The organism is uncultured Amaricoccus sp., from assembly GCF_937858865.1.
In the GTDB taxonomy this organism is placed as follows: Bacteria; Pseudomonadota; Alphaproteobacteria; order Rhodobacterales; family Rhodobacteraceae; genus Amaricoccus.
This window is the reverse complement of the sequence record NZ_CALLYO010000024.1, coordinates 1-12,403: the sequence shown is the minus strand read 5'-3', so window position 1 is coordinate 12,403 and position 12,403 is coordinate 1. Positions and strand designations below refer to the sequence as shown.

The window sequence follows — 12,403 nt, the reverse complement described above, 5'->3', positions numbered from 1 at the left end:
GCGCCGGGCGGCGTCGAGGCTCGGGCGGTCGAGGGGCGGCAAGGGTTCGCGGAAGGCGAGATCGGGCGGCAGGGCCGCGGGATCGGCGGCGGGGGCGGGCGCAGGCGCGGCGCCGGCGGCGACTTCCATGTAGGCGGCCATGGTGCGCTGCGCGGGGGCCTCGGCGACGGTGCGGGCGCGCGGCCAGTCGCCGGAGGGCCAGGCGTAGGGGGCGCCGGACCCGGCCATGCCGCTCCGCTCGAGGGCCGAGAGCGCCTGGTCGTAGGCGCCGTCGAGGGCGAAGGCGCGGGCGCGGAGCGCCGTCGCCTCGGGGCTGGCGAGGGGGCCGAGCGCCTCCCGGGCGGCATCCGGGCTCCGGCGGCCGAGCTCGGCCTCGGCGGCGACGAGGCGGGCCGCGGGATCGTCGGCGGCGACGGCCGCGGCGACGAGCGCGAGAGCGGGATCGGGCAGGCCGAGGGCGACGAGCCGGCTCGCGACGGCGATCCGCGCCGGGTCGGTGGGCGGGGCGGCGGCCAGGAGATCCTCCGCGGCGAGCGCCGTCTCGGCGTAGGTGGCGGCGCCGACCGCCGCCGGCTCCGCCTCGGCGAGGAGGCCGGCCATCAGCGTCGCGAAGCCGGGGGCGGCGGCTGGGAGGTCGTGCATCGCGGCGCGGGTCTCGGCGAGCGCGGCGGAGAGCTCGCCGCTGCGGGCGAGCGCGGCGACGAGGAGGCCGCGCAGCTCGGCTTCGGGTGGGGCGCCCCGATATTGCAGCGCGGCGGCGCTGAGGTCGGTGACGACGCGGGAGGGGAGCGCGAGCCGGGCGTCGAGGGCGACGCGCGCCATCCCGGTCAGGGCCTCGAGCGAGGCGTGGCCGTCCGCCTCGCGCAGCGCGTCGAGGGTGCGCACCGCCTCCTCGCTGTTGCCCTCGGCGGCGGTGATCCGGGCGGCGGAGATCTCGAGGTCGGCGCCGACCGGCTCGCCGGGGCGGGCAGCGGTGTCGAGGATGAGGCGGGCCTCGGCGGGGCGGTCCTCGGCGAGCAGGCGATCGATCCAACGCGGCGCGAGGAGGAGGCGTAGGTCGGCGGGGAGCAGGCCGAAGGCGGCCTGCCCCGCGGCGAAGGCGGCGGCGTCGCGGTAGGCCGGGGCGGCTCCGCCGAGGGCGAGCCAGAGCGCGTGGTTGCCGGGGCAGGGGACGGCGACGGAGAGCGGGCCGCCGGGCGAGAGCGGCCGCCCCTCCACGGCGCGGGCGAGGTCGGCGAGGAGGGTGCGGCGGTCGAGCGGGGCGTCGGGGAAGGCGGCGAGCAGCATCTCGGCCTCGGCGCCGAAGCCGAAGCGGATGTAGAGCCGCGCGAGGTCGCGCACCGCGTCGGGGTTCGGCGCGTCGAACTCGCTGACGAGCTGGCGCTCGAGGGCGGGGAGCTGCGCGGTCAGCGCGAAGCCGTTCGACCAGGCGCCGACGTCGAGCTCGACGTCCTCGAGGCAGACGCCGGGCGGCATGTCGGCCGTGCTCGCCAGCGCGTTGCGGCTGTCGCGGTCGAAGACCGTGGTCGCCTCGATCTGGTCGTTCTCGGCCAGCGCCGCCGCGACCGCCTGCAGGCCGTCGGGAGGGATCGGGGGCTCGCCCGCGGCCGGCCCCGCGGTGGCGCTCTCCGCGGCTGCGGGCGCCTCCGGCTCGGTGAAACGCACGATGCCCTGGCTCGCCGCCCGCTCGATCTGGCGGATCAGCACCTCCTCGGCGCTCGCGACCGCGCGGGCCTCGCGCACCGCGCGCTCCGTGGCAGTCTCCGCCGGTTCCGCGATCTCGGGCAAGGCGGCGTCGCGGTCGGCGATGTCGAGCGCGAGATACTGCGCCCCGACGAAGGAGGTACTGACGCGGCAGTCGCAGCCGAGATCCACGGCGACCATGGTACCGCCGGGATCGGGCACCACCGTCACCGCCGTCACCCGTGTGCGCGGGATGCGGTCGTAGACGCCGGCGGTGTCGAAGGCGAGCGCGCGGCCGGGAAAGCGCAGCGTCGCCCGGCCGTCGGCCGTCTCGAGCGACCATTCCGTCGTCGGCTCGACCGTCAGGACGATGCGGGTGAAGCCCTCGTGCTCGCCACCGCGGATCGCGCCGCCCTCGGCCGCGGCGAGCGGCGCCGCGGCGCCGGCGGCGAGAAGGCCGAGGACGGCGGCGCGGATCACGCGGCGAGGCTCTGCCGGGAGGCGCGCAGCGCCCCTTCGAGCTCGTTGTAGGAGGGGCGGAGGTTCGCCGGCGTGTTCTGCCGCCCGACCTCGACGCAGATGTTGGGCGCGTGGTTGTGCAGCGCCGCCACCATCACCTCGCGGATCAGGTTGTAGAAATGCTGGTCCTCGTCGATCACCGCCTTCACCCGGTTGGCGAAGGGACCGACGAAGCCATAGGCGAGGAAGACGCCGAGGAAGGTGCCGACGAGCGCGCCGCCGATCATCTTGCCGAGGATCTCGGGGGGCTGGTCGATCGAGGCCATGGTCTTGATGACGCCGAGGACGGCGGCGACGATGCCGAGGGCGGGCAGGCCGTCGGCCATGCTCTGCAGCGTGTGCGCGGAGTGGAGCGCCTCCTGGTAGTTCGCCTCGATCCGCTTGCCGAGCACCTCCTCGACCTGGTGCGGGTCGTCGTAGTTCATCGAGGCCGAGCGCAGCGTGTCGCAGATGAGCGCTACCGCCTCCTCGTCGGCGAGGATGCGCGGATAGGCGGTGAAGATCGAGGAGGAGGCGGGGTCCTCGATATGCTGGTCGAGCTCGACCGGGTTCGAGCGGGCGATGCGGATGAGCTGGAACATCAGGCATAGAAGGTCCCGGAAATCCTGCGTCTTCCAGTGCGGCCCCTTGAAGACCTTGGCGATGTCCTTGAGGGTCCGGCTGATGCCGTGCTTGTCGTTGCCGATCACGAAGGCGCCGGTGGCGGCGCCGAGGATGATCATCATCTCGAAGGGCAGCGAGTGCAGGATGATGCCGATCTTGCCGCCGGCCATCGTGTAGCCGCCGAAGACCATGACGAAGACGATGCAGATGCCGACGATGCCGATCATGCGTTCATTCCGGGACTCCGGGGCCGGGCTCGCGCCGCTCTCTCACGTCACGGTCTAGCGGTCGGGGGTTTAACAAAGCCTTGCGCTGCTACTTGGTCGGCACGCGGGCGTTGCGGCTGGCGACGGTGAGGGTGACGGCGTAGGCGGTCTCCGGCGTCATCCCGGCCAGCACCTGCGCCGCCATGTCCGGGCGCATCCGCGCGAGGAGCCCGGCGGCGAAGGCGACGTCCATGGTCTCGAAGATCTTCGCCGCCTCGGCCGGCTTCATGTTCTCGTAGATCGTCGTCATCCGGGCGAGGTCGCGCTCGGCCGCCTGGTCGGCCATGGCGAGGGTCTTCTCGAGGTTCGCCTGCGCCTTCTCGAAGGCGGCGAGCTGCTCGGCGAGCTTCGCCTCGGCGACCCCGAGGGTCTGCCTGCGGTCGGCGAGGCGCTTCTCCTCGGCCTCGAGCTGCGCCTCGCGCTCGCGAATCGCCTCGAGGAGCCGGTCCTTGTCCGATCCGGTCGCGCCCGGCGCCGCCGCCTCGCCCACCCCCTGGGCGAGAGCCCAGCCGTCGTCGGTCAGGCGCAGCGCGGCCGAGGCGAAGAAGCAGCAGACGACGAGCCCCATGCCGCTCAGCATCGGGCGGGCGGCGGCCATGGCTCAGCGCCCTCCGGCAAGCGCGCTCAGCGCCTCGAGGATGTCGTCCTCGCTGTGCGCCGGGGCCGGCTCGGGGTCCTTGCGCCGGAGCGGGTTCTCGACCGGGGCGAGCGCCCGCGGCTTCGGGATCTCGGCGACCTGCGGCTCGGGTGCGTGCGTTTCGGGGGCGCGCAGTTCGGCGCGCGGTTCGGGCGCGCGGGGGACGGGGCGGATCGGGACGACGGGCGCGGGCTCGGCAGCCGCGGCGGCGGGTGGGGGTGCCGGCTCCACGGCCGGAGGTGCCGGCTGGGGCAGGGGCGCGGCGGCGATCAGCAGGCGGAGCTGGCCGGCGGCACCGTCCGCCTTCGCGACGAGCTGCGCCAGGTCGTGCCGGGTGTCGCGCGAGGCGCTGCGGGCTTCCTCGAGCGTGGTGCGGGCGAGCTCCACCTGGCGGGTGAGCGTCACGATCGCCCCGCCCAGCCCCGAATCGAGCGACTTGAGCTGGCGCACCCGCCGGGCCAGCACCCAGCAGTAGCCGCCGGCGAAGAGCGTCGCCGTCATCAGGAGGCCGTTCATCAGGAGGTCCATGCGGGCGTTCCCTAGTTCAGCACGAATTCGGTGACGAGCAGGTCGCGCACCCGGCCCTCGCCGGTAACGACCTGGATGCGCCGCAGCATCTGCGCGCGGAGCCGGGCGAGGGCGGACGGCTCCTCGAGGTCGCGCACCTCGACGGCCCTGAGGTAGGTGTTGAGGACGTCGAGCACCCGCGGCAGCAGCGCCGCGACCTCGGCGGCATGCTCGGGTGCCACCTCGAGCTGGCCGGTGAAGCGCAGGTGGCGGGCCGAGGCGCCGGGCGGCAGCGAGATCATGATCGGGTCCATCGCCACGAAAGCGACGTCGCCGGCCACGCCTTCCGGCGCGTCGTCGTGGCCGCCGCCGAGGAGGCCGGTCAGGCCTGTGGGATCGACGAGGCCGGAGAAGACGGCGTAGAAGCCGCCGCCGCCGAGCGCGAGCGCGCTGGCGAGGCCGAGGACGAGCCCGAGCTTCCGCCCCGGCTTGGCCGGCGGGGCGTCATCGACGATTTCGGCGGCGTCGGCCATGGCGGTCCCGATGGTTAAGGTTCGCGTTTCGGTCAGAGGTAAACCGAGCATTCCTAACCATTTCTTAAGCATGGCCCTCCGAGTATCGCGCCAGTTCGAATGCGAGAGTGCAGGTACCCGAGGGTGGCAAGGCTGAAGGAGCTCTGGGACGGACTGGACGCGCGGCGGCGGCTCGTCGCCGTGCTGAGCGTCGTGGCGATCGCCGCCGCGGTCTTCGGCATCAGCCGGGTCGCGACGGCGCCGTCGATGGCGATGCTCTATTCCGGGCTCGACGCCACCGCGGCGGGCGAGGTCGTGGCCGAGCTCGAGGCGGAGGGCGTCGCCTTCTCGGTCGACGGGGCGGCGATCCTGGTCGATGCCGCCGCACGCGACCGCATCCGCATGCAGCTGGCGGCGAAGGGGCTGCCGGCGGGCGGGCCGGCGGGCTACGAGATCCTCGACGGCTTGTCCGGGTTCGGGACCACGAGCCAGATGTTCGATGCCGCCTACTGGCGGGCGAAGGAGGGCGAGCTGGCGCGGACCATCACCGGCTCGCCGAACGTGCGCTCGGCGCGGGTGCATCTGGCCAACCCCGTGTCGCAGCCCTTCTCGCGCACGCCGGCCGGGTCGGCCTCGGTGACGGTCACCATGGCGCGGGGTACGCTCGACCGGTCGCAGGCGGAGGCGATCCGCTATCTCGTTTCCTCCGCCGTCGCCGGGATCGCGCCGGAGTCGGTCGCGGTGATCGATGCGGCGGGCGGCGTGATCCTCGCCGGCAAGGTCGATCCGCTCGCCGGCCCGGCGGCGGGGCCGGACAGCCGGGCGGAGACGATCCGCGCCAACGTGCAGCGGCTGCTCGAGGCGCGGGTCGGGACGGGCAAGGCGATCGTCGAGGTGAACGTCGAGGCCGACATGGACAGCCAGACCATCTCCGAGCGCACCATCGACCCGGAGAGCCGGGTCGCGATCAGTTCGGAGACCGAGTCGAGCTCGGAGAACGCCACCGGCGCCGCGCCGGGGGTGACGGTCGCGAGCAACCTCCCGGACGGGGACGTCGGCGGCGACGCGAGCGAGAGCCGGCGGTCGGCGAACGAGAACCGGGAGCGGCTGAACTTCGAGGTGTCGGAGACGCGGCGCGAGCGGGTGGTGCTGCCGGGGGCGATCCGCCGGTTGAGCGTCGCCGTCATGGTCGACGGGATCGTCGAGACGGGCGCCGACGGCAAGCAGGTCTGGTCGCCGCGGCCGGCGGAGGAGATGGAGACGCTGCGTCAGCTGGTGCGCGCGGCGATGGGGTTCGACGAGGCGCGCGGCGACACGGTCACGATCGAGTCGCTGCAGTTCAGCCCGACCCCGGCGCAGGGCACGCTGGTCGAGGGGCCGGGCGGCGGCTTCCTCGCGGCCTGGGGCGGACGGATCGCGCAGCTCGGGGTGCTCGGGGCGATCGTGCTCGCGCTCATCTTCTTCGTGCTGCGGCCGATGGCGGTGCGGCGGCCGGTGCTCGAGCTCGCCGAGCTGACCGGGCCGCGCGAGTTCGCCGAGGCGCAGCGGCAGGCCGCGCCGGCGCAGATCGCGGGCGACAGCCTGCTCGACCTGCCGGCGCAGACGGTGAACAAGATCGAGCGGCTGCGCGACGTCATCTCGAGCCGCGGCGAGGACAGCGCGGCGGTGCTCCGGAGCTGGATCGAATCGCCCGACAGCCGCAAGGAGCCGGCCGGATCATGAGCGCCTATCGCCTGGAGACCTTCCTGCCGGCCGCCCGCCCGGGCGCGCGGCGCGATCCGCTCGAGCGGCAGATCGAGGCGGAGCGGGAGCGGGCCTATGCCGAGGGCTACCTCGAGGGGCAGGCGGCGGCGACGGACGGCTTCCTCGAGGAGCAGGGTCGGCTCACCACCGAGCTCATCGAGGCGATCAACGACGCGCGGCTGACCAACGAGGCGGCGCGGCGGCATGTGGCGGCGAGCCTCGCGCCGATGATCGAGGCGCTGGCCGGGGCAATCGCGCCGGCGCTCGCCGACGCCGGGCTCGGGGCCGAGATCGCGGCGGTGGTCGAGCGGGCGGTGCTGCAGGCGCCGGAGGCGCGGCCGCGGCTGCGCTGCGCGCCCGAGGTCGCCCAGCGGCTCGAGGCGATGCTCGGGCGCATGGGCTTCGACGCGACGATCGAGGAGGTTCCGGAGCTGCTGCCGCGGGAGGCGCAGATCTTCTGGGACCAGGGTTACGACCATCTCGATCTCGAGGCCTGCATCGCGCAGGCCCGCGCCTGCATCGCGTCGCATCTGGAAACCGGCAGCAAGGGCGAGGACGATGGCGGACGACAGACCGGATGAGGGCGCGGCCCCGGCGGAGGCGGAGCCCGCCCCCGACCGCGCGGCGCGGCAGGCGCGGGCAGGGGCCTTTCTCGGGGTGCCGATCGAGGTCACGATCTCGGTCGGCAAGGCGCGACCGCTGGTCAGCGAGCTGGTCGAGCTGCGGCGGGACTCGGTCCTCACCCTCGATTCGACGATCGACGACCCGGTCGAGCTCTACATCGGCGACCGGCTGATCGCGCGCGGCGAGCTGCAGGAGATCGGCGACGACAGCGGGCGGCTCGGGGTGCGGCTGACCGAGGTGGCCGACTTCTCGCACGAGCTCTGAGAGGATTTCGCACGCGAAACTATAGGTAGCTAATTGAAATGGATGCGAAAATTTTTTCGGATTAACCGAACGGCAAGGATCTGGCGCTTTTTCGCGCCGCTCCTCGCGGTGGCGGCGTGCCTGTTTCTCGTTGCCATCGCGCATCCGGCCGCGGCGCAGCAGATCTCGATCAGCCTCGGGGACGGGCAGTCCTTCAGCCTGCGCACGGTGCAGCTGCTGCTGCTCATCACGCTGCTCAGCCTCGCGCCGGGGCTCGCGATCATGGTGACCTGCTTTCCCTTCATGGTGACGGTGCTCTCGATCCTCCGGCAGGCGATCGGCGTGCAGCAGGCGCCGCCCAACATGATGATCGTGAGCCTCGCGCTCTTTCTGAGCTGGTTCGTCATGGAGCCGGTCTTCACCCAGGCCTGGCACGACGGCATCGAGCCGATGGTCGCCGGCCGGATCGAGCCGGAGGCGGCCTTCGCGCCGACGATGGCGCCCTTCCGCACCTTCATGGAGGGGCGCGCCGATCCGGCGACCGTGGCGCTGTTGCGCGACGCGCGTCCGCTCCCCGTCACGCCGCCGGGCCCGCAATCGAGCTCGCCACCGGCCGCGCCGGAGGCCGAGGGGGCGACGCCGCTGCCGCTGCTGGTGCCGGCCTTCCTGCTCAGCGAGATCCGCCGCGGCTTCGAGGTGGGCTTCCTGATCTTCCTGCCCTTCCTGGTCATCGACCTCGTCATCGCGGCGATCCTGATGTCGATGGGCATGATGATGGTGCCGCCGGCGGTGGTCTCGCTGCCGTTCAAGCTCGCCTTCTTCGTCATCGCCGACGGCTGGAGCCTGCTCGGCGGGGCGCTCGTCAGGAGCTACAACCCATGACCGATGCCGCGCTCGTCCCGGCCAGGGTGAAGGTGGAGCGGCCGCGGCCGCCGGCGCTGCGCGGCGACCAGGTGCCGACGCCGATCGAGAAGGCGGCGATGATCCTGACCGCCATCGGGCCAGACCAGGCGGCGGGCTTCCTGCGCGATCTGGCCGAGCCGGACATGGAGCGCTTCGCCAGGACAGTCAACGAGTTGGGGAAGATTCCTCAGGAGGTGCTCGATTCGGTGATCGTCGAGTTCCTCGAGCTCCTGACCACCGGGCCGGAGCTCACCGGCGGCTCGAAGGCGGCGCGGAAGCTGCTCGCCGCCGTCCTCGACGACGAGGAGGAGGTGCAGCGGCTGATCGACGGGCGGCGGCGCAGCGAGGTGCGCTCGGTCTGGGAGCGGCTGAACGACACGCCGGCGCCGACGCTGGCGAGCTTCCTCGCCGCCGAGCATCCGCAGACCGCGGCCGTCGTGCTCTCCGAGCTGCGCGCCGAGGTGGCGGCGAGCGTGCTGGAGCGGCTGGAGCGCGCCTTCGCCCAGACGGTGGTGCTGCGCCTCTCGCGCGTGCCGCAGCTCGACCCGCCGGTCGCGGCGGCGATCCAGCGGACGATCGAGCGCGACTTCCTCTCGGTGCTGCAGCGCAACCTCTCGAAGCGCCGGCCGGCGGACCTGATCGCCGGGCTGATGAACAACATCTCGACCGAGGTGCGCGAGGGCTTCCTCTCCTACCTCGAGGCGCAGGAGCCTTCGCTCGCCCAGGACGTGCAGCGGACGATGTTCACCTTCGAGGACATCGCCGTGCGGCTGCACGGGCGCGACATCGCGGGCGTGCTGCGCGACGTGCCGGAGGAGGTGCTGCTGAAGGCGCTGAAGCTCGGCGAGGCGCAGTCGAGCGCGACCGTTCCCTTCATCCTCGAGAACCTGCCGCGGCGTCTCTCGGAGCGCTACGTCGAGGAGCTGGCGGGCCTGACGGATGTCAGCCGCAAGGAGGGCGAATCGGCGCAGATCGAGATCACCAAGGCGATCCAGGCCCAGGCCAAGGCCGGCAGCATCCGCTTCATCGAGAAGGACAGCGCCTTCGGCTAGCGTGCGGCAACCCGCAGCTTGACAGCCCGATCGGTGGAGGGGACACTCGATCGCGAAGGCCGCAGTTCAAGGGGAGAGGTGCTGGCGTGATCATCCGTAACGTCGTCGACTCCAAGGCGAATTCGCAGATCATCAGCATGAAGCCGAGCGATCTGGTGCGCAGCGCAGTGGAGCTGCTGGCGGAGAAGCGGATCGGCGCGGTGATCATCACCGGCGACGGCGCGACGGTTGACGGCATCCTCTCCGAGCGCGACATCGTGCGGGCGCTGGCGAGCCGCGGGGCGAGCTGCCTCGACTCGCAGATCCAGGACCTGATGACCGCCGTCGTCGTCGGCTGCAAGCCGGAGGACACCGCCCTCTCGGTGCTGGAGAAGATGACCGAGGGGCGCTTCCGCCACATGCCGGTCATCGAGGACAACCGGATGGTCGCGGTGATCTCGATCGGCGACGTGGTGAAGGCGCGGATCACCGAGATCCAGGCCGAGAACATGGCGCTGACCGAGATGATCTCGAACAGCTGGTAGGGCGCGGCCCTCCGGCGGATCTTGACCGCCGCGCCGCAATATCGTTGCGTGTGCGCAATGCGGCCGGCGGCGGGGAACGCGGATGCGGATCGGGCTCTATCCAGGCACCTTCGACCCGATCACGCTCGGACATATCGACATCATCCGGCGCGCCTGCAGCCTCGTCGACCGGCTGGTGATCGGGATCGCCATCAACCGCGACAAGGGACCGCTCTTCGACCTCGAGGAGCGGGTGGCGATGGTGGAGGCCGAGTGCGGGCCGATCGGCCGGCTGACCGACACCGAGATCGTCGCGCACCCGTTCGAGAACCTGCTCATCCACTGCGCCGAGGACGTGGACGCCTCGATGATCATCCGCGGCCTCAGGGCGGTGTCGGACTTCGAGTACGAGTTCCAGATGGTCGGCATGAACCGGGCGATGAACGACGACATCGAGACGGTCTTCCTGATGGCCGACGCGCATTACCAGGCGATCGCCTCGCGGCTGGTGAAGGAGATCGCGCGGCTCGGCGGCGACGTCAGCGGCTTCGTGCCGCCGCGGGTGGCGGCGGCGCTCGCGCAGAAGTTCGCCAGGAAAGTGGTCCGCGCGCGGGTTTGAGGCTTTTCCCCGGCGGCCGGCGCGCCTAGGGTCCGCCGCGACGCATTTGGCGAGGGAGAGATGGCCATGGCCGAGGTCCGGGACCCGGAGAACACGCTCCTCATCGAGCTCAAGGACGGCGGGCTGGTGGCGATCGAGATGCTGCCGGAGGTGGCGCCGAAGCACGTCGAGCGGATCAAGGCGCTGGCGCGCGCCGGGGAGTACGACAACGTCGCCTTCCACCGGGTGATCGACGGCTTCATGGCGCAGACCGGCGACGTCGAGCATGGCGACATGGCGGAGGGGTTCAACCTGCGCCGGGCGGGGACCGGGGGCTCGAGCCAGCCGGACCTGCCGGCGGAATTCTCCAAGCTGCCGTTCGACCGCGGCGTGGTGGGGATGGCGCGGGCGCAGAACCCCGACAGCGGCAACTCGCAGTTCTTCATCATGTTCCGCGACGGGCATTTCCTGAACGGGCAGTATACCGTCTGGGGGCGGGTGGTCTCCGGCATGGAGCATGTCGACGCGATCAGGCGGGGCGAGCCGCCGGCGGAGCCCGACCGGATGGTCTCGGTGCGCGTGGCGGGTGACGCGGCATGATCCGGCGGGGACTGCTGGCGCTGGTCGCGGCGGCGGGGCTCGCGACCGCTGCCGCCGCCCAGGACGCGGGCACGCTCGTCATCGAGGTGGACGGGGGCGTGCAGGGGACGATCGAGATCGCGCTCAACCCCGAGGCGCCGCAGCATGCCGCGCGGCTGAAGGAGCTGGCGCGGGCCGGGGCCTATGACGGGGTGGTCTTCCATCGGGTGATCGACGGCTTCATGGCGCAGACGGGCGATGTCGCGTTCGGCACCCGCGAGGCCTTCGGGCAGGGGCGGGCGGGGACCGGGGGCTCGAGCCTGCCTGATCTGCCGGCGGAGTTCACCGATGCGCCCTTCGAGCGCGGGACGGTCGGGATGGCACGGGCGCAGGATCCGAACTCGGCCAACAGCCAGTTCTTCATCATGTTCGCCGACGGGGATTTCCTGAACGGCCAGTATACGGTCGTGGGCGAGGTCACCTCCGGCATGGAGGTGGTCGACCGGATCCGGCGCGGCGAGGGGGCGAACGGCGAGGTTTCCGAGCCGGACTGGATGGCGAAGGTCAGCGTCAGGGAGTGATGCGGCCTCTGAATCGGTCTCCAGGGGAATTCCGTTTGCGTTAACAGCGACTTGGGCGGACTGGAATGCGGCTGGAAGGAGGCTGGAAAGCGGCCATACGAATTGCGGCCGTGACCAGGGGTTAACGCGCATGAGCCGTCAGGGCGCCGGCCCGGCGGCGGGGAAGCGCAGCGTGGCGCGGAGGCCCGGGGCGTTGTCGGCGAGGCGGATCTCGGCGCCGTGCATGCGCGCGACGGCGGCGACGAGGGCGAGGCCGAGGCCGGCGCCGGGGCTGCCGCGGCTCGGGTCGAGGCGGACGAAGCGGCCGAGGGCGCGGGCGCGGTCGGCCTCGGGGATGCCGGGGCCGCGGTCGCCGACGACCAGCGCCGGGCGGCCCTGGTCGAGACGGGCGGCGATGCTGATCGAGGAGCCGGTCGGGGCGTATTTCAGCGCGTTCTCGACCAGGTTCGAGAGGGCGAGGGCGAGGAGCTGGTCGTGGCCGCGCACGCCGAGGCCGGGCGCAACGTCGCGGGCGAGGGCGACCCCGCGCTCCTCGGCCGCCGCCTCGTAGAGATCGGCCACGTCGGCGGCGAGGCGGCCGAGGTCGACTTGCGTGAACTGCTCGGCGCCGATGCCGGCCTCGATGCGCGAGATGTCGAGAAGGGCGGTGGCGGTGGCGAGCACGCTCTCCGCCTCGCGCAGCGCCTCGTCGATGCGGGTCCGGCGGGCTTCCGGCGGCGTCGCCTCGTCGACGGCGGCCTCGAGGTGGCGGACGAGGCGGCCGAGCGGGGTCCGGAGGTCGTGGGCGAGGCTGTCGGTGACGGTGCGCAGGTCGCGCACCAGTGTCTCGATGCGGTCGAGCATGGCGTTG

General features: G+C 72.5%; 15 protein-coding genes. 9 read left to right on the top strand and 6 right to left on the bottom strand.

All coding sequences use genetic code 11. The features are described 5' to 3' along the window. From Q0112_RS00525 to fliL, 5 genes are all read right to left on the bottom strand, one after another. On the bottom strand, window positions 1-2,163 hold a 2,163-nt coding region (locus Q0112_RS00525), incomplete at its 3' end, for a hypothetical protein (protein WP_297970123.1). After that, the gene (motA, locus tag Q0112_RS00520; RefSeq protein WP_297970121.1) at window positions 2,160-3,032 is read right to left on the bottom strand and encodes a flagellar motor stator protein MotA; all 873 of its coding nucleotides are present in this window, start codon (window positions 3,030-3,032) and stop codon (window positions 2,160-2,162) included. The genes Q0112_RS00525 and motA, both read right to left, overlap by 4 nt. An 88-nt stretch (window positions 3,033-3,120) precedes the next feature. Further along, window positions 3,121-3,669 carry a hypothetical protein gene (locus Q0112_RS00515; RefSeq protein WP_297970119.1) on the bottom strand — a complete coding sequence of 183 codons (549 nt, stop codon included), beginning with the start codon at window positions 3,667-3,669 and terminating at the stop codon, window positions 3,121-3,123. A gap of 3 nt (window positions 3,670-3,672) precedes the next feature. After that, a complete protein-coding gene (locus Q0112_RS00510; protein ID WP_297970117.1) occupies window positions 3,673-4,236 on the bottom strand; it encodes a hypothetical protein in 564 nt (187 codons plus the stop codon). A gap of 11 nt (window positions 4,237-4,247) precedes the next feature. Next, window positions 4,248-4,748 carry a flagellar basal body-associated FliL family protein gene (fliL, locus tag Q0112_RS00505; RefSeq protein WP_297970115.1) on the bottom strand — a complete coding sequence of 167 codons (501 nt, stop codon included), beginning with the start codon at window positions 4,746-4,748 and terminating at the stop codon, window positions 4,248-4,250. A 123-nt stretch (window positions 4,749-4,871) separates the two neighbouring features. Between fliL and fliF the strand changes: the two genes are divergently transcribed. The 9 genes from fliF (at window position 4,872) to Q0112_RS00460 (ending at window position 11,553) form a co-directional block, all read left to right on the top strand. Continuing rightward, the gene (gene fliF / locus Q0112_RS00500; RefSeq protein ID WP_297970113.1) at window positions 4,872-6,449 is read left to right on the top strand and encodes a flagellar basal-body MS-ring/collar protein FliF; all 1,578 of its coding nucleotides are present in this window, start codon (window positions 4,872-4,874) and stop codon (window positions 6,447-6,449) included. Then, window positions 6,446-7,051 (top strand): hypothetical protein, encoded by a 606-nt coding sequence (locus Q0112_RS00495; protein ID WP_297970111.1) that lies wholly within the window; start codon window positions 6,446-6,448, stop codon window positions 7,049-7,051. The genes fliF and Q0112_RS00495 overlap by 4 nt, the downstream gene beginning before the upstream one ends. After that, a complete protein-coding gene (locus Q0112_RS00490) occupies window positions 7,029-7,358 on the top strand; it encodes a FliM/FliN family flagellar motor switch protein (RefSeq protein WP_297970109.1) in 330 nt (109 codons plus the stop codon). The genes Q0112_RS00495 and Q0112_RS00490 overlap by 23 nt, the downstream gene beginning before the upstream one ends. A 108-nt stretch (window positions 7,359-7,466) precedes the next feature. Then, complete coding sequence (gene fliP / locus Q0112_RS00485; protein WP_297970107.1) at window positions 7,467-8,219, top strand: flagellar type III secretion system pore protein FliP; 753 nt, start codon at window positions 7,467-7,469, stop codon at window positions 8,217-8,219. Next, window positions 8,216-9,292 carry a FliG C-terminal domain-containing protein gene (locus tag Q0112_RS00480; RefSeq protein WP_297970105.1) on the top strand — a complete coding sequence of 359 codons (1,077 nt, stop codon included), beginning with the start codon at window positions 8,216-8,218 and terminating at the stop codon, window positions 9,290-9,292. Before fliP ends, Q0112_RS00480 begins: the two co-directional genes overlap by 4 nt. A gap of 86 nt (window positions 9,293-9,378) precedes the next feature. Next, window positions 9,379-9,816 carry a CBS domain-containing protein gene (locus tag Q0112_RS00475; protein ID WP_297970104.1) on the top strand — a complete coding sequence of 146 codons (438 nt, stop codon included), beginning with the start codon at window positions 9,379-9,381 and terminating at the stop codon, window positions 9,814-9,816. A gap of 82 nt (window positions 9,817-9,898) precedes the next feature. Then, on the top strand, window positions 9,899-10,414 hold the full coding sequence (gene coaD, locus Q0112_RS00470) for a pantetheine-phosphate adenylyltransferase (protein WP_297970103.1): 516 nt from the start codon (window positions 9,899-9,901) through the stop codon (window positions 10,412-10,414). A gap of 66 nt (window positions 10,415-10,480) precedes the next feature. Next, window positions 10,481-10,993, top strand: coding sequence for a peptidylprolyl isomerase (locus tag Q0112_RS00465; protein ID WP_297970102.1), 513 nt, complete (start codon window positions 10,481-10,483; stop codon window positions 10,991-10,993). Further along, a complete protein-coding gene (locus Q0112_RS00460; protein ID WP_297970101.1) occupies window positions 10,990-11,553 on the top strand; it encodes a peptidylprolyl isomerase in 564 nt (187 codons plus the stop codon). The genes Q0112_RS00465 and Q0112_RS00460 overlap by 4 nt, the downstream gene beginning before the upstream one ends. A gap of 138 nt (window positions 11,554-11,691) precedes the next feature. Here Q0112_RS00460 and Q0112_RS00455 read toward each other — a convergent pair. Next, a partial coding sequence (locus Q0112_RS00455; protein WP_297970099.1) for a HAMP domain-containing sensor histidine kinase occupies window positions 11,692-12,403 on the bottom strand: 712 nt, incomplete at its 5' end.